This window comes from Enterobacter sp. Ap-1006 (genome assembly GCF_011752835.1).
Classification (GTDB): domain Bacteria; phylum Pseudomonadota; class Gammaproteobacteria; order Enterobacterales; family Enterobacteriaceae; genus Cedecea.
This window is the reverse complement of the sequence record NZ_VWWU01000003.1, coordinates 474,423-493,892: the sequence shown is the minus strand read 5'-3', so window position 1 is coordinate 493,892 and position 19,470 is coordinate 474,423. Positions and strand designations below refer to the sequence as shown.

The following is a 19,470-nucleotide window of genomic DNA, read 5'->3' as shown; positions in this document are numbered from 1 at the left end:
ATAAAGGGAAGCGGGGTTGTTAATGAACCTTTGATTGTGACGAAGAGGGAAAAAGCCCATTTTCCCTCTTTATTGCCGTCAGTCCGTGGGCTGTCTGCGCTCAACGTTGCCCAGCACAAAAACGGGCAGCCCTGCGCTGCGCCACGATTCAATCTGGTCTATTTGCCGTTCTCCGGGGCAGTCACCGCACCAGACCAGCAGCGTTTGCCGGTCAAAAATCTCCGGTTTCAGGCTGCTCAGCGAATTAGCCAGCACGTCGACCCGCCAGCCTTGCTGGCTGGCAATCCACGCCGCCATCCACAGCCGCGTTGTGTCCTGCACGTTCCAGCCCACGACTAAAGCATCTCTGCCATTTTGCTTGCGCGCGGTGGCAATACACATCGCGATATAGTTGATCAGAGCGCCGTCCAGCAGGCTAAGCAGCGCGCAGAGCGCAATCTGCTGCCCGTAAAGGCGGCGTCTCAGCGGAAGATAAAGATGTTGCACCAGCGTGTGCGCCGGATAGATGCGCCCAATGTCGGCTATCCAGGCGCGGAGCAGGTTGGGGTTGCCGCTTTGCAGATGGCGGAGCAGCGTTTCCTGCCGCTCTCCCCAGGCGTGTTCTTTTTCCCGGTTTTCACCGCTGAGTAGGCTTTTGACTTTGCTGACCTGCACGCCTTGCTCGATCCAGGTTTGGATCTCGCGAATCCGCTCGATGTCGGCGGAGTCAAACAGGCGATGCCCACCGTCGCTTCGCTTAGGTTTGAGCAACCCGTAACGCCGCTGCCAGGCCCGGAGGGTTACCGGATTAATATTGCAAAGCGCAGCCACTTCTCCGATGGAATAAAGCGCCATAACGTCACCTGATACCTTAAGGGGAGGCCCTTACTAACTGTAGTAAGTTCTGGTGAGTTTGGCTTCTTTGAGTGGGCGTTGTGCTGCAGTACTTAGCCACAAATATGTTCTATGAAGGATCGGCTCGAGTTCCGTTCACTTTCAGCCCTGTTTTATATGTCATTACAGAGTCAGTGAACGTCTCAGGGGAGTCACCGTCACTCCCCCGAGACCCCGGACTCCCGGCCAAATAAATCGACCGCTGAAGCGGCAGACCTCCGTTTTATCTCCCAGTCCTGGGTCGGCTGAGATGCGTTCCCGACGCTCTCAGCCTCCGGCCGTTCCCGACGCCCGGACCCTGGCCAGTCGGAGAGAAAACGGAGGCGATTTAAGCCGGAACCGTGCCTCGCTGTATTTCCTGGCCTGACTTAACCTGCAGAATAGCTTCCGGTTTTTTTTTACCCTCACCCTAGCCCTCTCCCTGGAAAGGAGAGGGAATAGATTGTGTTCTGTTCTGACCTGGTATTTTCTCCCTCGCCCCCTGGGGAGAGGGCCGGGGTGAGGGGAAGACGTATTCCCGGTCATTTTTCAACGACCCCGAATGTTTGGGTGATAGCCGCTGGGTTTACCGCTTCAGAGGCGAGGAGCTCGCCGGGCGCCAGGGTTGTCAGGGAGATGGCGTTATCTCCCTGACACTTTCACCCGTGCGGGGCTGTATATAAAACAGACATGGAAGTGAACGGAACTTTAGCCAGTCTTTCATAACGCCTATTTATGACTGAGAGACAGCTCTGGACCGGCTTAATCCTCGAAGTACCAGTACCCCTGGTTAATCAGCGCCGTCAGCTGGCGGATAAATTCGTCATCCTCCACGGCGGCACCCAGCTCCGTTTTGGTCAGCCGGGTATAGCGGCACATTGACACGGCGGCGGCCTGATGGCTAACGTCCAGCGGTTCGCTGTTGACGAAGAAACCCTTGCCAACCTGCAATACCCGCAGCCCGCTCAGGCGAATCAGCTCTTCTCCGCCAGCCAGCGCGGCGGCCACTTCTTCGGGCTCGTAAGGCGGCTCTGCAGAAGCAATATCCAGCTCGTGCCGCGGCGTGGTCACAAAGCTGCCGAACCACTGATTGAACGCTTCCGGCTGGCTAATCAACGCCGTCATCATGTCGCGTAGGCGTTCCAGCTCGTAGTTTTCTACTTTGCCAGGGTTTACGCGGCAGGTGAGATCCGGGTCGCTGTAGTGATCGCCGCCGAGGTCATTTTCCAGTACGTAATCGGCAAAGCTGCTGATTAAGTCGCGACTGTTTGGCCCGCGGAAGCCGACGGAATAGTTCAGGGCCGTTTCATGGGTGAAGCCGTCGTGCGGGAAGCCCGGCGGAATATAGAGGATATCTCCGGGGGCTAAATCTTCGTCGATGATCGGCGTGAACGGCTCTACGTGCAGCAGCGCCGGGTGCGGGCAAAACTGCTTCAGCGGCAGCTTATCGCCTACGCGCCAGCGGCGGCTGCCCATGCCCTGGATAATAAACACGTCATAGTTGTCGATATGCGGGCCAACGCCGCCGCCCGGCACGGAAAACGAGATCATCAGATCGTCCAGCCGCCAGTCCGGCAGCACGCGGAAAGGGCGCACCAGCGCGGCGGCGGGTTCGTGCCAGTGGTTAACGGCCTGGGCCAGCAGCGACCAGCCAGTCTCGCCGAGATTATCAAAGTGTTCAAAGGGGCCATTGCTGGCGTGCCATTTCCCCTCTTTAAAACTGACCAGCCTGCTGTCGACTTCATTTTCCATTGCCAGGCCGGCAAGTTCGTCGGGCGTGATAGGGTCGACAAAATCAGGCAGCGCATTTTTGAGCACTACCGGCTTTTTCTGCCAGTACGTTTCCATAAACTCTGGCCAGTTGAAATTAAGTTGATAATCCACGGTTATTTACCCCTGTGCGGAAGGAGGCCGATTATAGGGAGCGGCGTCCGCCGCCGACCTTGTCATGGGTCAATCTGCCGCAACATTCCCGCTTTTTCTCCGGCCAGAAAACGCCGGGGCTATCGGTTTTTTCTGATTTTATTTAAGCGTTTAACCGGGCTGCAGCCCTTGCTGTGGCTGGTTTTGTCTGGTTTTACACAGAGTTAAAGAAAATTTAGCCTGGAACCGGAACTGAATTCTTACCACTGACTAAGCGGAGAACGTGTTTGACTGTTAAGGGGTAACAGCATGGGATTAGGAATATCGGCTTTTATCAAGCCAGGGCGAGCCATAAGCGACCGGGAAATTACCGATTTACAGCAGGGGCGGTCACGCGCCACCGCGATAAAACAAGGCAAGGCGGCACCCACGCAAACCGCGTCCGGGTCACTGCATGCCGAAGCGGGCGCTACACTGCCCCCTGGAGGGTTAAGGCAGAGCGCGACAAATGCTCAGACGCCGCAAAAAGGCATGTTCAGCCGTTTTTTAGGGCGGCATCGCGGTGGACAAGAAGCCACGCAAATCACGATCCCCGCCACGGCAAACACTTCGCGCGCCAGCAGCCCAAGTCTCTATAGCCAGGCCAGCGCCAATGCTTCTCGCGCCACTAGTCCAAGCCTCTACAGCCAGCCCAGCGCCAGCTCCGCCAGCGTTTATAGTCAGCCGGATGTGTCCGACCCGAACGCCATCCCCAGTAATGAAGTCGGAACGCCTGGCAGCCACTTTGCCGAGCTGCCGCTGGAGATTGAGCCTGAAAAGAACATGCTGCTGGAAACCCGGCTGTCGCTCGATAAAAAAGGGCGGCTGGAGATCGATACGCCCGCAACCTCTGCGCCTCTACATGCCCTGATGGAAAAAACCATCGGCCATGACCGCCTGCGTTATCAAAACCACCTGGCCAGCGACGACGGCCATCAGCATGTTTTGCTGGATAAAGAAGGGCGGCTGATGACGCTGCGCAGCCAGCCCGGCGCGTTTATTGCCCTCAGCCACAGTCAGCAAAAAGTGGAGTGGCGGGAAGTACATCATCCCCATCGGGGATTTATGCGCCGCCAAAGCCTGGCGCCCGCCGGGCAGCATCTTTCCTGGCACGACCGCCAGACCGTCGAGATTGGCGGTGAGAAAGTGCGTCTGCCGGAAACGGGCATCCGCGACCGCCTGACGGACAGCGTCACCGACGGCGACGGCACGCGCTACCGTCTGCACGACAAAAAACTCTATAGCTTTGACAGCGCCGCCAACGCCTGGCAATCGCTCTCCGGCGAGGACGATAAACTCTCCTCCCTGTCGCGCCAGAGCGACGGCATGCTGTGGCGAGTGAACGACGACAAACAGCTTGGCAGCGCCGTGGGTGACACGATCAAGGTCAATTTTGAGCACAAAATCGATCACTATGCGGTAGGCCCGAAGCGCGATGCCCTGGTGCTGCTGAGCGACGACGAGAAGAAGCCGCAGGTGGCCTATGTGGCCAACCTGGCGTCGACCGATCCCCAGCCCAAAATGCTGACGCTGCCCGAGAACATGACGCTGAAAAAAACGGCGTTACATGGCCCGCTGCTGTTTGCGCTGGACAACAATGGCCGCCTGCACTGCGGCGACAAACCTGATGAGCAAAGCACGGCGCTGACCTTTGGGGAAGCCCGGCACAAGCCGCTGCTGGATAACATCACGCAATACGTAACCGCAACCGTAGAGGATGGCGCGCGAATTGAAGATATGCTGGCCGATGAAACCGATCGCCTGCACCTTATCGTGAAGGATAAGTACGACCAGAAGCACGCCATTACCTTCCACTGGCACGGCGGCGATCTCAAGCCGCAGAGCAGCTGGAACCTCAGCGACAGCCTGGTGCTGGACTACCAAAAAGGGCTGCCGCAGGTCACGCCTGCCGCCCATGATGTGGTGGATCTCGGGCGGCTCGGCAAGCTGGCTTTGCACGACGGCAAAGTGCACTACTTCAACGAAACCACCGGCCTGTGGGCCGCATCCGACGAAAAAGCGGACAAGCTGCAGTGCGGCCTGGACGGCCAGCCGTGGCTGATTAAAGACGGCGAGCTGAAGCGCCTCAAGGTCAACCTGAGCAGTAACAAAGTCGACCACGGCAGTAACGTCTTTGCGCTGCCGCAGGTGACCAAAAGCGTAAGCGCCGATCTGGCCACGGCCGGGCTGGACAAAGCCGAGAAAGCGCAGGCGTTCACGGCGATCGACAGCCGCCGCTATCTGGCGGTGAACGAACAAGGCGATATCGGCTTCCACCACATAGACACCACCACTCGCCGCAATCAGCGCGCCACCCAGACGCTAAGCCAGACAACACTGAAAGAGCAAATTGAGAAGCTGGTGCCCGGCAGCGCGGGGAAAGAGGATGCGGCAAAAGTCAGCGATCTCGCCCTCGGTGAAGACAAGCAGCTTTGGCTGTTAAGCAAAGAAGGGAGCCTGTTCAGCCTGCCGGAAAACGCCTGGAACAGCGGCAAAGCCGACGGATTAGCGAAGGCTGTTTTGCCAGCCAATGAAGACGGTAGCCAGTCTGAGCTCACCGCGCTGCAAACTTCGGCTAAAGGGCAAATCAGCGCGCTGGATAAACAGGGGAATACGTTTGTCTTCAAAGCCGGGGCCTGGGAAAAAGGCGACCCGGTGACCGCGCCAGTGGCAGAACCCAACATGGCAGCCCAGAACTACGAGCGTCTGACTAAAGCGTCAAAAGACTGGCGCCTGCCGGGCACCGGAATCACCTTCAAACGCGAAGTAAACTTCCTCGGCCAGACCGGGCAGGACGGCAAGCAGGTTCGGACCTCGTTCCGCACTCGCCTGAGCACGTTTGTCTTCCGCCCGTCGCTGGAATGGCCGCGCCCGGTAAAAACCGCCGCCTATTCTATTCAGCACCGCTACGCCGGGCGCGAAGGGCTGAAAGACGTTTACCAGCAGCAAGGGGATTTGACCCAGCGGCTGAAGGCGCTCTCGCAGCAGCCGGGCAGAGCGGCCCCGCGCCCTGGCTTAAGCCAGCGCCTCGAGATCATGAGCGGGGAAGCGGCGCGCCAGTGGCAGCCGCAGGAAAAAGCGCTGCTGGAAGAGATGAGCGGCTTTGCGCGCCAGCTTTCCGACAGCAGCACGCATTTCTGCGAGCAAATCGGCCAGCACTATGGCGTGCGTGATGAACGTCGACAAGAGGCCACGCCTTCTCGTTTTGGCCTGAACCACAGCCAAAGCGGGGCGCTGAACCCGTCGAGCAGCCGTCAGGATAACCTGACCGGGCAACTGAACGAATTGCTACGGCGCTACCCGGCCGATAAAAGCAACCATGCGGGGGCGATTATTGCCGAGCTGGAGGCGCGGCAGATCACCCTTAACCACCAGAAAGAACAGGTCCCGATGGGGCGGCAACGTGATATCCATGACGACATCGGGCTGGTGAAATCCAGGGTGATGCTGGACGTGCTGGCGCTGAAATCCCTGCATGATTCGGTGGATGAACTGCAGCAGGCCTCGCTGCTGAGTGAACCTCAGCGTTCGGCCAAAATGACGGAAATTGCCGCCAACGTAGCCCGGCTGAGGGACAGCGAATGGGGCGGGAATGTGATTAAAACGGTCACCACCCAGGGCTTCGGTAACCACAAGTCGCTGGAGGCCAACTACGACGCCATCAAGGCAATGACCAAGGCGTTCAGCAAAGAAAACCACGGCGTTAACATCAACACCAAAACCGTGATGCAGGCGGAAAGCCAGCGCGAAATGCAGGACAAAATGGTCTCCACCGTGCTCTCGCTGGAGAGCGGCGAAAACCTGGCGTTCAGCCGCACCTATGGAGCGTCTGCCACCGCCACGGTGGCGCCGGGCACTCAGGTTGTGGCGGGCGTTGGCGGCAAAGTGGGGGCAGATCGTGGCTACACCATGAGCTTTTCACGCGGCGACACGGGAATTAACGTCAGCTTCGGGCGCACCGGTGCCGTGTCGGCAACCGGCATTGTGGGCGTCGGTTACAACGTGCTGACCGACTACAACAAAACCCACAAAGTCTACCTCGACGGCGATCATAAACACCCGCTGTCGCAGGGCGTGCGGCTTGGCGGCGGCGTCACGCTGGGCGGGCAGCTTCAGTCCCAGCACGGCGTCTCGTTTGAACTGGCGGAGCACGAAATCCCCGGGTTTATCGAACAGCTGAGCAGCGGCACGCTGGATCCGCTGGAGTTTTTGAACCGGGGTGCCAACCACAGCGTGAAAAGTGGCGCAACGCAGAGCTTCAGCGTGGACATCAACGCCGCCGCGCTGGCGAGCGTTGGCTTCCCGTTTACCGACAGCCATGAGAAAGATTTCCCGACCAGCGCCCGCCTCGGCGGCGGCGTCTATGCCAACACTAACCTGCTGGCGGGCAGCCGCGAACGAACGGACTCTCGCAACGCCGAAGGGCAGGGCGTCAGCCACAGCGACCACCGCCTGAGGGCATTTAACCAGATGAGCGCCGGGGCTAACATCGCCATTCCGGTCAGCACCACCCTTCAGCCGAAGCATAAAGATCCCTTCTCGGTGGGCGTCGGCGTCGGGGCCAGCGTGCAGCTGTCAATCAACAACCGGACGACGCACAGCCTCACCGTAGACTTAAAAAATGCCCAGCCGGTGGAGGGCGTTCACCTGGAAAAACTGATGACCACGCTGGGCAAGCAGTTTACCGACAGTGCCTCCACGCAGCTGCTGGCCAAACTGAAAGAGGAGCCGAAAGAAGGGGAGCTGCCGATCTCCGTGGCAGATAAGCTCAGCCAGCTGGATGCCCATTTTACACGCTGGTATCCGCCTGCCGATAACGCGAAGGCGCGCCGTCCGCTGCTCGACACGCTGCAGCAGCTGACCGCCCGGCAGCAGCAGGCCGACTCGCTTTCCGTGCAGAATACGCAGCCGGAACCGACCAATGCCGAGGTGGATGCGCTTATCACCGGGCTACGCGGCGAGTTTACCGACCTCGCCAGCCGCCAACTTCTGGATGAACTCACGCCGGCAGAAGGGGCTCCACGCCTGCCGATGTCAGCCGGAGAGCGGCTGGGCAAGCTGGAAACCCACTTTGCCCGCTTTATTCCGCCGTCGCGGCACCACGAGCTGACGGGCAACGGCCCGCAGGCGGCGCTGCAGTCGCTGCAGCAAACCGTGCGCCAGCAAAATGCGGTGCTCAACCAGCAGCAGCTGGTGAACAAGGCGGAATACCAGTCCACCTATAAGAACCTTTCACGCATCGACAACAACGGCTTGTTCCACTTCATGCGCCACTTTATGGAAGGTGAGTTTTCGCCGAGTAACGCCGACCGCATTACCCAGATGATGGGCGAGGATTACCGGCTGAAAGCGCTTCTGCGCGGGCTGCAGGATAACAGCAGTTCCCAGGCGGTGGTCTCTCTTGAGCTGAAAACCAAGCCGCGTGAAAAGCTGGCTGACCAGTGGGCAAACCATACAGTCACCCAGGACTCAATTGTCGATCTGTTAAAAGATCGCGACAAACTGCGACTGAAATCTATCGCGTTTACCAAAACGCAGAGCAAATCCGATGGGTTCTCGACGCCGTCATTTTTACTCGGCGGCTCTAACGGCGTGTCGCTGTCGATGAACGAAAATCTGGGCACCATCAATTTTAGCTACGGCGACGACGACAGCGCGCCGCTCAGCTACACCGTGGACGGTGGCGTGGCCCAGGCAGAAAAAGAAGTGAAATCGGCGCTGCAAGACGCCGCCGAGGCAGGATTTATGGTGAAAGGAGGATAAGGAAATGACGATGCAACAGCAGCTTCAACAGTGGCTTGATGCCTGGGGAAAACAGCACAAGATCTCGCTTCGTCTGGAAGAAGGTGTATGCCTGCTAACGGATGCGCAGCAGCAAGAGGCGGCGGTGATTGAACTGCCGCCGGACAGCAGCGCGGTGGTGCTGCATTGCCGGGTAGGGGAATTAACCGGGCAGGATGCGGCGCTGCTGCCGAACCTGCTGGCGATGAACTTTGAAATGAACGCGATGCGTGGCTGCTGGCTGGCGCTCGATGGGGGAAATGCCATTCGGCTTTGCACTCAGTGCGAAATGTTTGCCCTGGACGCCGAGCGGTTTGCGGGTTGGTTAAACGCCTTTATCAGCCAGTGCGGCGAGGTCAGAGCATTTATTGCCGAGCTGCCTTCGCTGCTGGAGGCGGCCACGCCGCGCTGATATTGATAGAAATAAAAAACCGGGAAATATCCCGGTTTTTTTATTGGCCTGCAGCCTCGTTGCTGGCAAACAGATCCTCTTCACGCCGCACGGGCTGCTGCTTTTGCAGGATCTTATAAATACGCTGGACGTCATCCGCATAGCGGCTTCGAAGCTGGCGGCGCTTTTCCGACGGGCCGGTATTGTACATGCCGACGGTATTCCAGGAGCGGCCATACTGGCGGAACAGCCCGTGTAACACCCACGCGCCGGTGGCGATGCAGGTACAGGGATCGTGCAGCAGGTTGTCACGCGTCACGCCCAGCTGCTTCAACCGGCCAAAATGCACGCTGTTCACCTGCATCATGCACACGTCTTCGGTGTGGTTCGAGTTGGCGGCGTTCACCGACGAGAGACTAAATTTCGACTCTTTCCAGGCGATGGCCTCCAGCAATGCGGGAGCAATCCCAAAGGCATGCCCCACGCGGGTAAAGCATTCGGCCTGGGCGAGGGCCGGCAGGCTAAGCAGTAAAAGTCCCCAGCGCCATTGTTTGGTCTGCATCGCGTTATCTCCTCTAATTCTTACAGGCAATGTGTGGCGAAAAGCGCACTTGGGTTCCCATTTTTCGCCATATAAGGAACTCTTTACCCCTGCCTCTCACTCAGTTGAACATTCCGGGCGTGGGTAAAACTAAGCGTCATTGCGCGGTTAAGCGGCGGCCGGTTATTGCTACTGGGTATCACTTAGGGGAGTGTGTTGTATGCAGATATCATCAGGACCGGGCGGGTTCTCACCGCTTTTGCCGGAAAACCATTTTCCAGGCCTGGACGGGGCATCACCTGACTCACAGAACGGCAGTAACAGCATTACCGCCAAACTGCTGCTGAATAACGGCGGGAACACGCTGGCGATCCCGCTGGCGCTGAACTTTGCCAACACGGGCGCGGCGGACAAGCCTTCGGCGATTAACTTCGGCGACTCACCGGCCAGTAATAACAGCCCGGCAACGAACCCGGCGAATGCTTCGTCAGGCAGCGGCAGCGGTTCCGCCGACAGCATGATGCAGGAACTCCAGCAGATGCTGCAGCAGTTCCTGAAAGAGCTGATGCAGCTCTTCCACATGAACACCGGGCAAAGTAAGGGTGACGACGATTCCTCTTCACCGGCGAGCGGCATTGGTTCCGGCTCCGGCTCAGGTTCTGGCATGGGCAGCGGCAGCAGCGATGGCGCCGGGGATGCTGGCCGCCCGCTGAATAACCTCGCGGCCGCGCCTTCTGGTGGTCCATCCGGTGCGTCCGGGCCGTCTGCGGATAGCCTGCCGCCGGGCGACACCAGCCTGAAAACCAGCGATCCAACGCTGCAAAAAATTGTTTCCCAGTTCGGGGGAGAATATGAAAAAGCCTCCGCAGAAACCGGCGTTCCGGCCAAGCTTTTAGCCGCTCTGACGATGCAGGAATCCGGTGGGGACGTGAATGCCAAATCCACCAACCCTGGCAACGGCCTGACCGACAGCGGCATGAACCAGATCAACCCGGACACTTACCGGGCGATGCAAAGCAAATACCCGGACAAGCTCGGCAGCGACATGAACTCACCGGCCAACCAGATCATGTGTTCGGCGTTAATGCTTAAAGAAGGCAAAGAGAAATTCGGCAGCTATGATGCCGCGCTGCGCGCCTATAACTCCGGCGACGATCAGGTGAACCTGCACAACCTGTCCAGCGTCTCTTTAGGCGACCCTAACTACGTGAACGAAGTGAACAGCCACATGGCGAAATTCGCCTGATTGTGAAGCGGTAATTTTTACCCGTTTCTTTACAAAATGGGGTAATTCAGTGGCCACTTCTCCAAAGAGGGTGGCTGCTTTTTTTAGTTACAAAGCAGTTTATTTCTTTGACAAGCTAAAATAGCGTGATTTATCGCAGTAAATGCGTCCAGGAATGTTCCCAATTAAACATAAATACTAAAAGTGAAATATATTTCAAAAAGAAAAGGGTGTTTCCATAGCGACCTCTCAATGTAAATAATCGTAAATATATATTATCGGCTTTGCGGATTGTGAGGAAATCCTGTCGGAGAATTCGTCGGGCGTCATGCGTGAGTCGGGCAAAAATTCATTTTTTGGTCGCAACAGGGTGAAAAATTAACGGTCTGTCTATTTTTAATTAATTTTTTCATTAAAATCATTTATTTAGTTTAGTGTAGATATATTTAGATTCTTATTAATACATTTGGAAATATTCAGCGAACCTCACATTTTTTTTCAGTCGGCTTCACGAAATTAATCTCAGCAAACGCTATCGGCTGACGATTTTATTACGCTCAAAACAACCTGCTATCCAGACATCGGAACAGTTAAACCTGAATTCTTATGTAGGGATATTCCTACATGAGGCTAAAATTTTGTCTGATTGTGAAACCGCGGCTCGGTGATAGGTTGTTCCTGCTTCTCATAAACAAAACTCATTTATTTAGCGTGCTACCGTATTTTATTCACGGCAGCAGGCGGCAATTATTTTGTGGTTCACGTTTATGGTTCATAAGTGGGACTCATACGCCAGACCTTGAATAAGCCAGGCAGCGGGGGATTTATGAAAGAAAACAGTTCGAATCATTGGGAGATAAAACATATTCCGGTCGATATCGACTTGAATATGCCGCGGTCCGCAGCCGCATTACCCGCGTCTGAAAATGTGCACGATGGGCTGGATATCTGGCTGCAAACGTTAGCCCCTCTGAAGGTTGATTTGGTGCTGGAAGGCGAAACGGGCACCGGGAAAGACACCTTTGCACGCCGTATCTACGACCATTCCGGCTGTCGTGGCGCTTTTGTGCCAATTAACTGCGCGGCGATCCCCGAAACGCTGGCAGAAAGTGAACTGTTTGGCGTGACGGCGGGGGCCTACACCGGCGCGACACATTCGCGTGCTGGCTACATTGAAAGCGCCAATAATGGCGTCCTGTTTCTGGATGAAATTGACAGTATGTCCCTGAGCCTGCAGGCCAAGCTGCTGCGGGTGTTAGAAACCCGCACCGTGGGGCGCCTGGGCAGCACGCAGTCTATTTCGCTTAATCTGCGGGTGATTGTGGCCTCGCAAAAGCCCCTTGCCCAGCTCATGGAGCAAAAGCTGTTCCGCCAGGATCTCTTCTTTCGCCTGACGACGGTCAAAATCTCCCTTCCGGCGCTGCGCGAACGTGTGGAATGCATTATTCCACTGTTCCGCCGTTTTGCGCAGGAGTCTGCTATTCGGCTGAATCGCCCAATGCCGCCGATGCCGCAGCACCTCAGCGAAGCACTATTGATGCACCGCTGGCCGGGGAATATTCGTGAACTGAAAGGCGCTGCCGAAAGGTTTGTGCTGGGGCTGCCGGCCCTGGGGCAGGTGGCGCACCCGGAGATGCGTTCCGTTCGGCTGCGCGAACGCCTGCGGCGGATAGAATACAGCCTGATAGAAGATTGCCTCTCGCGGCATGAAAATCGGGTTGTCAGCGCCGCACATGAATTGGGTATTCCAAGAAGAACGCTGTACCAGAGAATTAAATCTTTGACTGAAAAGGAAAATTAATTTTTTAAATTTCTTTGGAACTGCCGCTTACGCCGCGCCACTTAATCCGTGAATGACACAACATTTACTGTTTAATTAACGAGGAGTAAACATCATGGCATCAGTAAACACCGGTAACAACGCGGGCGCAAGCAGCAGCCTGGCAGATAGCTTCCAGTCTCAGATGGACTCTATCGAAAACAAATCCATGCAGGACTCTCTGGACAAAGCTGAACGTGACCGTAAGAACGCCTATGTGTCCGGCTACCAGAACTCCGCCACCACCATGATCAGTTCTCTGGCACAGAACAAAATTTCCTTCTAATGCTAATCAGGGATTCGCCCCGGCGTGAATCCCTGATCTTCTCTTCTGCTGGCGGAAACTCTCTTATGCACATTCTTAATCCTGCGACAGGTATGCCTTTGCCAGAACCCGAGTCTCTGGGCGCTGTATCCAATCCGGCCACTCAGTCTTCCATCCCGTTCGGTAACAACGTAGCGAATCAAAGCGATGCCGCGTTCTTTTCCGCTGCACTTGAGCAGCCGGAAGCGGCCTCGGCGATGGGCGGCGTGGGCGGGAAACCTGCCGCAATGTTTGAAAAAGCCTCCGGCATGTTCAAGCAGATGGAAGGCGACCAGAAACAGATGAATAACGTGCTGCGTAAAGCCGCGCGCTCCACCGATCCGCTGGTGCTTAACCAGGTGGACGACCAGCTCTCGAACTATTACCTGGAGAGCATGATGAACGCCAAGATCGTCTCGAAGAGCATTTCGGGGCTCGACAAACTGACTAACCTGCAGTAATCCATCATGCAACGACGCTGGCGAAAAATCCTGCAGCCCTGGCTGCTGGTCCTGCTGCTGGCAGGCTGCGACTCACAGGTCATTCTGAACACCGGCCTGACGGAAAACGATGCCAATGACATCATTTCCGAACTCTCGAAATACAAGATTGAAGCCGACAAGCAAATTGATAAAACCGGCGTCACCGTGCTGGTGGCTCAGGACAATATTGAACGCTCCGTCCGCATTCTCAACGCCAACGGGTTGCCGCACAAAGCGCGGACAAATCTGGGCGAGGTGTTCCAGAAAAACGGCATTATTTCCAGCCCGCTCGAAGAGCGCGCCCGCTATATCTATGCGCTTTCCCAGGAGCTGGAGTCCACGCTTTCACAGATTGACGGCGTGGTGGTGGCTCGGGTGAACGTTGTCCTGCCTGAGCGCGTGGCGCCCGGCGAGCCGGTGCAGCCCGCATCGGCATCGGTGTTTATTAAATACACCCCGGAGATGGACCCAGACAGCATTGAGCCCAGGATCCGTCGACTGGTCGCCGCGAGTATTCCGGGGCTTTCCGGGAAAAATGACGGGGCGCTTTCCGTGGTGTTTGTGCCCGCTGCGGCCTATCACGACCGAGTGGAACTGGTGACCTTAGGGCCTTTCCAGCTGACGCTTTCGCAGTATGCCACGGTCAGGACGCTGTTCTTCTCGCTGATGGGCCTGTTACTGCTGCTCGGCGGGATCTTCACCCTTTTACCGAAGCTAAAGGCGATGAAGCGCGGTAAAAACTCAGGCTCGACTGGACTGGCCGTTGTGCCCTCAGAGCGGCAGTAGCCCCGGTGGTTGCCTGGGACAACGCGCTCGCGGCGAACTGGCTGCGCTGGTGGCAGGAGGGATTCTGGCGGCAGGCGGATGCCAGCTGGTTCGGGCTGCCCTGGTTCAGCCTGGACGAGGCGCGACGCCAGAGCCTGATGCTTAAATCGCCGCAGGCCGTGCCGACTATGCTTGCGCTGGAGAACGCTCTGCCGGAAACGCCCGACGCCCGCCTGCTGGCGCTGGTTTCGCTTGACTTAGCCCAGCGCGAAACGCTTTTTGCGCTGGTGGCTGAGGTTTGTCAGCGCGGGAGCGGGGTGGAGCAGCTCACCGAATCTCAACGGATCTGGTGCGAACGTCTGACCCGGGGGCTACGCCCCGGCGTCTGGCTGCCCGCAAGTCTTAGTTTTAGCGAAGAGCCGAGTTTCGCCGTGCTCTGCCTGCTGCGCCCGATTCTGACGCCTGCGGCCTGGCAGCGGCTGCGGTTCAGTTTCCCTCAGCCTGTCATTGCTCGATGTGAAGCGTGGCTGGCGGATGATCCTGCGCCGCTAAATCGCCTGCAGGCGCTGTGGGATGGCGCGATCTGGCAGGCTCAACGTTCAGCGATGCCAGCGCTGAATGATTTTTCACGGGAGCAATAAACCATGTGGGTCGGCCGTAAACTTGCCTTAGAAGAGAACGACCAGGTGATTGAAGGCGTACTGTTGCCGCACTCCGCTTTACAGGAGCAGCAACAGGCTCAAAGCCTGGTAGAACAGGCCATGCGTAAGAGTGAAGCCCTGCTGGAGGAGGCCCGTCAACAGGCTGAGCAGATGCTCGCCGAAGCGCAGGCCGATGCTGAAATGCTGGTCATCACACGCTGTGAAGAGGCCGAACGGAATTTCTGGCTGCGGGCTGAGCCCTTTTTTAGCGAATGGCAGGCCGAGCGGGACGCGCAAAGTGCCGAAATTGTCACTCAGGCGCAGGTACTCATTGCGGCCGCGTTTGAACAGCTGTTTGGCGGCCTGAGCGACCAGCAAAAGCTCACGGCGCTGCTCACGCAGCTTCAGAGTTCAGGCGCTCGGGCAACGGACGTCACGCTGTATCACCCCTCACAGTATGAAGCGCCGCTGGCAAGCTGGCTGGCCGCGCGCCCTCAGCTAGGCTGGACGCGCTGCGCCGACGACGCGCTGGAGGCTGAAACGCTGCTGCTGCAAACCGCCCAGGGCGAGTTCAGCATTAGCTGGGCTTCTCTCCAGCAGCATTTGCTGCGCCTCGCCAGCTAACCACTGCCAAAAACGTCCCGCCGTGAAGTTAATTTTCCCGCGTCGGGAACTGCCGCCTTTCTGCCGCCACTTATCATGCGATTTCAACGCGAGGAGAAACGTATGAGCAATTCCTTTGATATTCAGCGCAATCTCGACAGCCAGCTGTCCCGTCTGCACCACTCGGTTGCCGAGCTGGCGCAGAGCACGCTCGGCCAGCCCGCGCCAAGCATGGGCGACATGGTGGAATTCAAAAACGCCCTGATGAAAGAGGCGGCGGCGACCTTCACCGACAGCCAGCTGGGGTCGCTCAAGCATAGCCTGAGCAAGGAGATTATCGACTCTATCAACTAGTTATGCCGTCAACGGCTTATTCGTAAGCCGTTCTGACTGCTAACAAGCTTCCGTCGATAGAAGAAATATCAGATGGATCGTTAAAAAAAACAGGAAAATCAATGCATTGATTTTCGGCTGATAACCACAAAGAGGGAAAAACCACACTTTTTCCCTCTTTGTCAGCAACTTTAACGCAGTTTGCACCCCGGATGGCTACCGCTTAATGCCGTCGATTACAGGAGAAGAGTCGTTGAATCAGCACGTACGTTTACTGCGCTCAGCCATGTTTGCTTTGGCCGCTACCGCTGGTTGCTTCAGCGCAACTGTTAGCGCTCAAACGCCTGCCGACTGGCAAAATGGCGCCTATGCCTATTCTGCCCAGGGCACGCCGCTGCGCACCGTCTTGCAGGATTTCGCCAGCAGCCACGGCGTGAATCTGCGTTTAGGGGATGTGCCCGACAGCGTGGTGGATGGACGCCTGCGTTCCGACAGCGGCGTGGCCTTTCTCGATCGCCTGGCGCTGCAGTACCGCTTCCAGTGGTTTGTCTATAACGGCTCGCTGTTCGTCAGCCCGCAGTCGGCAGAAACCTCAAAGCGCATCAGCGTGTCAGCCGATGCCGCGCCGGATCTCAAGCAGGCGCTGCGTGATGTCGGGCTGCTGGAAGATAAATTCGGCTACGGCGAGCTGCCTGACGACGGTGTGGTGATTGTCACCGGGCCGCCGGAGTACGTCGCGCTGGTGGCGGATTTTAGCGCCAAAGACAAAGACAAAAAGCAGAACAAAGAGATGATGGCGTTCCCGCTGAAGTACGCCTCGGTGGCTGACCGCGAGATTAAATACCGCGAGAAAACGCTGCTGGTGCCCGGCGTGGCAACCATCCTTAACGAATTGCTGGGTAAAAAGAGCACCCGCTCTTCGCAGGGCATTGTACCCGGCGGAGAAGGCAGCTCGCGTGAAGCCCTCAACAAGTCATTCCAGGAACAATCGGACAATATTCTCTCCGGGCTGATTCAGGGCCAGGACAGCCGTATGCGCGGCGCAGGCGGTGATGACGAAGGGGAAATGAACCCGCTGGTGTCTGCCGATGTGCGCAACAACGCCCTGCTGGTGCGGGACGATCCTAAGCGCCGCGAGCAGTATCAGGCGCTGATTTCCCAGATCGACGTGCCGCAAAAGCTGGTGGAAATCGACGCCATGATCATTGATGTCGATCGCCACGCGTTTTCGAAGTTCTCCAGCAACCTCAGCGGCACGTTCGGCAACATTACCGCCGGTTCTTCCATGCTGCAGGGCGCAGGCACGTTATTCGTGACCGACTACAGCCGCTTCTTTGCCCAGATCCAGGCGATGGAAGGCGAGGGTAACGCTTCTATCGTGGCTAACCCGTCGATTCTGACGCTGGAAAACCAGCCCGCAGTGATCGACATGAGCGATACCGCTTTCATTACCGCGACCGGCGAGCGCGTGGCAACCATTGAACCGGTGACTGCCGGAACCAGCCTGCAGGTAGTCCCGCGCGCCATCGGCAACGGGCCAACCAGCACGGTGCAGTTAGTGGTGGATGTGGAGGACGGCAAAGTCCAGGTCAACGATGACGGCGTGGCAACCGGCGCGAAGCGCGCCACGGTCAGCACTCAGGCGCTGGTGCAGCAGAACGGCTCGCTGGTGATGGGCGGCTTCCATTCCCGTGAAACCGGTGACACCGATCACCGTATTCCGCTGCTGGGCGACATTCCCTACCTGGGGAAATTCTTCTCATATACCAGCCACGAAACGTCGCAGCGCGAGCGGCTGTTCATCATCACGCCGCATCTGGTGGGCGATCAGGTGGACCCGACGCGCTACATCGACGAGCAGGATCGCCAGCAGCTTTCTTCGGCAATGAATGAAGTGCAGCTCCGCCAGCGCTACAGCTCGATGAAAGGCGACATCGAAAACGCCATGCGGGATCTGGCGGAGGACAAAGTCCCGACCGGGTTCCAGGCAGGCGGTGAAGGCGTGGGCATTGGCCAGCTATGCAACGTCGGGCCAGGGCTGTCATCGGACAGCTCCCACAGCCAGTGGTACAGCAATTCATCGGTGCAAATCAGCGTCGGGCTGATCCGCAATATCAGCGGCAAGCCGCAGCGTTTTGACGAATCCAACTGCCGCGATGATGACGTGCTTGCCGTGGCCGCCTGGCCGGGCGGAAACCTTGCCCCAGGCCAGTCGGCAGAGGTGTATATCGCCTACCGCACGCGGGGAGAAGGGCGCCGTAGCCGCCAGTCGCTGCTGAGCTCTGCCTCGTCATTGCCGGTGAATTCATCCAGGTCGCGCAGCTATCTTCTGCCGCCGCGCCCCGTACTGCATTAAGGAGCCACGATGAAACCTTCAATTTTGATACTGATGGCGCTGGCGTTTGTGCTTAGCGGCTGTGCCACCCGCAATGACAACGGCTGTGACAACGTGACGTGTCGTCCCCTGTCAGACAGCCACCACCTGACCATCTGGTGGCCGAACGATATGCGTAACGGCGTGCAGGATTACACGCAGATGCCGGTGCGCTGAGTGCCAGAGCGGGCGTGGCTGTTTTCACGCCTGTTTTTAAAAAATCATTTTTTTCCTGATGTTATGCAGTTTTGTGGAACCGAAGCCGGTTTCTTTTCACTTAACAGGCGTCTTAATACTGCGACCCAGCAGGGCTGGTCGCCTGTATCAACCCCGTTGTCATGGTGAGGTAATCTAATGAGTACGATTGGAAATATGCTGAATCTGGCCACTGCATTACCGCAGCTGGCGCTGAACGCAACCCCAGAAGGTATGGCCGCTAATCTGTTGAAAAACGTTGGCGATCAGATGGTGAACGACATTGCATCCAAACTGACCAACCTGCTGTTCTCCGGCGGCATGAACGGTAACAATAACAACAACACCTTTATGTCCCCGCAGAGTCAGGGCGGCGCGAGCATGGGCAACACGCTGGCAATGAGCAATATGCAGCAGATGCTCCAGCAGGTGCTCCAGCAGATGGGCGTGAATTCCCAGAACTCCCCGTTCAACAGCCAGGCGGGTGCAGGCAACATGAATGCCTTCAACAGCGGCATGAGCAACGGCCTGCAGTCACCGTCTACCGGCATTGGCCTGGTCCAGCTGCCGCTGTCCACCACCAGCGCCAACAGCGCGAACAGCTTTAACCAGCTGGGTAACAATATGGGCAGCCAGCTCGGCAGCAAAATGGGCCTGCAGGCGCTGGATGACGTGAAGTCAGACACCAGCGGTTTGTCTCTGATGGGTTCCGGTAAAGTGGATGGGGGCTCCAAAGAGACCCGTGCTGAAATCGGTAAATATATGGATCAGCACCCGGAAATCTACGGCAAGCCGCAGAGCGCGGGCGCCGGTATACCGGGCCTGGTACACATTGGTAAAGGCCCATCCAGCTGGGAAGACGCACTGAAAAACAGCAAACCGCTGAGCGGCGATTCGCTGAAAGCCTTCCAGTCCGCGAAAAATGATCTGAAAACTTCTATGGTCGGCGGCTCAATTCCAGGCTCCTCCACCGCACCGGGCAATGGCTCTTCCAGCCTGCTGGTGAACGCCGACGCACAGCTGTTTAACGGCAATATCATCAAAGATGCCATGAAGCACCACCACGGCGCGCTGATGGGCCTTGCCAGCGCCGTGCTGGCCTAAGGGATTGGGTTGTAGTCCACAGATGTTCTTTTTGACGCGTGGTGCAAGGTAACTTCGCCACGCGTGTTTCGCGAAACTCTTCTTCGCCCTCTATTTGACCGGTTTTTCTGCGCTAATCGCGTGGGATACCGGTCTTTTTTTGTCTCGATCATGCCCAG

At 57.3% G+C, this 19,470-nt stretch carries 16 protein-coding genes; 13 read left to right on the top strand and 3 right to left on the bottom strand.

Features of this window, described 5'->3' with window-relative positions; genetic code table 11:
• Positions 1-78: 78 nt before the first annotated feature.
• Together F3J28_RS10525 and F3J28_RS10520 are read right to left on the bottom strand one after the other, a co-directional pair.
• The gene (locus F3J28_RS10525; protein WP_166875633.1) at positions 79-834 is read right to left on the bottom strand and encodes a MerR family transcriptional regulator; all 756 of its coding nucleotides are present in this window, start codon (positions 832-834) and stop codon (positions 79-81) included.
• 780 nt (positions 835-1,614) lie between these two features.
• The gene (locus F3J28_RS10520; protein ID WP_166875630.1) at positions 1,615-2,736 is read right to left on the bottom strand and encodes a ribosomal protein uL16 3-hydroxylase; all 1,122 of its coding nucleotides are present in this window, start codon (positions 2,734-2,736) and stop codon (positions 1,615-1,617) included.
• A gap of 288 nt (positions 2,737-3,024) precedes the next feature.
• On the opposite strand from F3J28_RS10520, the gene F3J28_RS10515 reads away from it, so the two are divergent.
• Together F3J28_RS10515 and F3J28_RS10510 are read left to right on the top strand one after the other, a co-directional pair.
• The gene (locus tag F3J28_RS10515) at positions 3,025-8,517 is read left to right on the top strand and encodes an AvrE-family type 3 secretion system effector (protein ID WP_286178113.1); all 5,493 of its coding nucleotides are present in this window, start codon (positions 3,025-3,027) and stop codon (positions 8,515-8,517) included.
• Positions 8,518-8,521: 4 nt separating this feature from the next.
• On the top strand, positions 8,522-8,947 hold the full coding sequence (locus F3J28_RS10510; protein ID WP_166875628.1) for a type III secretion system chaperone: 426 nt from the start codon (positions 8,522-8,524) through the stop codon (positions 8,945-8,947).
• A 40-nt stretch (positions 8,948-8,987) separates the two neighbouring features.
• On the opposite strand, the gene F3J28_RS10505 is transcribed toward F3J28_RS10510, so the two are convergent.
• The gene (locus F3J28_RS10505) at positions 8,988-9,488 is read right to left on the bottom strand and encodes a lytic transglycosylase domain-containing protein (RefSeq protein WP_166875625.1); all 501 of its coding nucleotides are present in this window, start codon (positions 9,486-9,488) and stop codon (positions 8,988-8,990) included.
• A 199-nt stretch (positions 9,489-9,687) separates the two neighbouring features.
• Between F3J28_RS10505 and F3J28_RS10500 the strand changes: the two genes are divergently transcribed.
• From F3J28_RS10500 to F3J28_RS10450, 11 genes are all read left to right on the top strand, one after another.
• Positions 9,688-10,713, top strand: a complete 1,026-nt coding sequence (locus F3J28_RS10500) for a lytic transglycosylase domain-containing protein (protein ID WP_166875622.1) — start codon at positions 9,688-9,690, stop codon at positions 10,711-10,713.
• 805 nt (positions 10,714-11,518) lie between these two features.
• Positions 11,519-12,493, top strand: a complete 975-nt coding sequence (locus F3J28_RS10495) for a sigma 54-interacting transcriptional regulator (protein WP_008460967.1) — start codon at positions 11,519-11,521, stop codon at positions 12,491-12,493.
• A 94-nt stretch (positions 12,494-12,587) separates the two neighbouring features.
• Positions 12,588-12,797, top strand: coding sequence for a hypothetical protein (locus tag F3J28_RS10490; RefSeq protein ID WP_008460970.1), 210 nt, complete (start codon positions 12,588-12,590; stop codon positions 12,795-12,797).
• A gap of 65 nt (positions 12,798-12,862) precedes the next feature.
• Positions 12,863-13,276 carry an EscF/YscF/HrpA family type III secretion system needle major subunit gene (locus F3J28_RS10485; protein ID WP_166875618.1) on the top strand — a complete coding sequence of 138 codons (414 nt, stop codon included), beginning with the start codon at positions 12,863-12,865 and terminating at the stop codon, positions 13,274-13,276.
• 6 nt (positions 13,277-13,282) lie between these two features.
• Entirely contained in the window at positions 13,283-14,083 is an 801-nt protein-coding gene (gene sctJ, locus F3J28_RS10480; RefSeq protein WP_166875615.1) for a type III secretion system inner membrane ring lipoprotein SctJ, read from the top strand.
• Positions 14,084-14,088: 5 nt separating this feature from the next.
• On the top strand, positions 14,089-14,703 hold the full coding sequence (locus F3J28_RS10475; RefSeq protein WP_166875613.1) for a type III secretion protein HrpD: 615 nt from the start codon (positions 14,089-14,091) through the stop codon (positions 14,701-14,703).
• A 3-nt stretch (positions 14,704-14,706) separates the two neighbouring features.
• Positions 14,707-15,327 carry an HrpE/YscL family type III secretion apparatus protein gene (locus F3J28_RS10470; protein ID WP_166875610.1) on the top strand — a complete coding sequence of 207 codons (621 nt, stop codon included), beginning with the start codon at positions 14,707-14,709 and terminating at the stop codon, positions 15,325-15,327.
• 102 nt (positions 15,328-15,429) lie between these two features.
• The gene (locus tag F3J28_RS10465) at positions 15,430-15,660 is read left to right on the top strand and encodes a hypothetical protein (protein WP_008460979.1); all 231 of its coding nucleotides are present in this window, start codon (positions 15,430-15,432) and stop codon (positions 15,658-15,660) included.
• A 265-nt stretch (positions 15,661-15,925) separates the two neighbouring features.
• Complete coding sequence (gene sctC / locus F3J28_RS10460) at positions 15,926-17,995, top strand: type III secretion system outer membrane ring subunit SctC (RefSeq protein WP_166876576.1); 2,070 nt, start codon at positions 15,926-15,928, stop codon at positions 17,993-17,995.
• A 9-nt stretch (positions 17,996-18,004) separates the two neighbouring features.
• Positions 18,005-18,190, top strand: a complete 186-nt coding sequence (gene hrpT, locus F3J28_RS10455) for an HrpT family type III secretion system protein (protein WP_008460981.1) — start codon at positions 18,005-18,007, stop codon at positions 18,188-18,190.
• 177 nt (positions 18,191-18,367) lie between these two features.
• Entirely contained in the window at positions 18,368-19,312 is a 945-nt protein-coding gene (locus tag F3J28_RS10450) for a type III secretion protein (RefSeq protein ID WP_166875607.1), read from the top strand.
• Positions 19,313-19,470: the final 158 nt, after the last annotated feature.

Bases quoted from the DNA above. Each gene is read 5' to 3' on its own strand.
- F3J28_RS10495 (WP_008460967.1), top strand. From the start codon at position 11,519: ATGAAAGAAAACAGTTCGAATCATTGGGAGATAAAACATATTCCGGTC.
- F3J28_RS10450 (WP_166875607.1), top strand. From the start codon at position 18,368: ATGAGTACGATTGGAAATATGCTGAATCTGGCCACTGCATTACCGCAG.
- sctJ (WP_166875615.1), top strand. From the start codon at position 13,283: ATGCAACGACGCTGGCGAAAAATCCTGCAGCCCTGGCTGCTGGTCCTG.
- F3J28_RS10515 (WP_286178113.1), top strand. From the start codon at position 3,025: ATGGGATTAGGAATATCGGCTTTTATCAAGCCAGGGCGAGCCATAAGC.
- F3J28_RS10485 (WP_166875618.1), top strand. From the start codon at position 12,863: ATGCACATTCTTAATCCTGCGACAGGTATGCCTTTGCCAGAACCCGAG.
- hrpT (WP_008460981.1), top strand. From the start codon at position 18,005: ATGAAACCTTCAATTTTGATACTGATGGCGCTGGCGTTTGTGCTTAGC.
- F3J28_RS10470 (WP_166875610.1), top strand. From the start codon at position 14,707: ATGTGGGTCGGCCGTAAACTTGCCTTAGAAGAGAACGACCAGGTGATT.
- F3J28_RS10505 (WP_166875625.1), bottom strand. From the start codon at position 9,488: ATGCAGACCAAACAATGGCGCTGGGGACTTTTACTGCTTAGCCTGCCG.
- F3J28_RS10525 (WP_166875633.1), bottom strand. From the start codon at position 834: ATGGCGCTTTATTCCATCGGAGAAGTGGCTGCGCTTTGCAATATTAAT.
- F3J28_RS10490 (WP_008460970.1), top strand. From the start codon at position 12,588: ATGGCATCAGTAAACACCGGTAACAACGCGGGCGCAAGCAGCAGCCTG.
- F3J28_RS10500 (WP_166875622.1), top strand. From the start codon at position 9,688: ATGCAGATATCATCAGGACCGGGCGGGTTCTCACCGCTTTTGCCGGAA.
- sctC (WP_166876576.1), top strand. From the start codon at position 15,926: ATGTTTGCTTTGGCCGCTACCGCTGGTTGCTTCAGCGCAACTGTTAGC.
- F3J28_RS10510 (WP_166875628.1), top strand. From the start codon at position 8,522: ATGACGATGCAACAGCAGCTTCAACAGTGGCTTGATGCCTGGGGAAAA.
- F3J28_RS10465 (WP_008460979.1), top strand. From the start codon at position 15,430: ATGAGCAATTCCTTTGATATTCAGCGCAATCTCGACAGCCAGCTGTCC.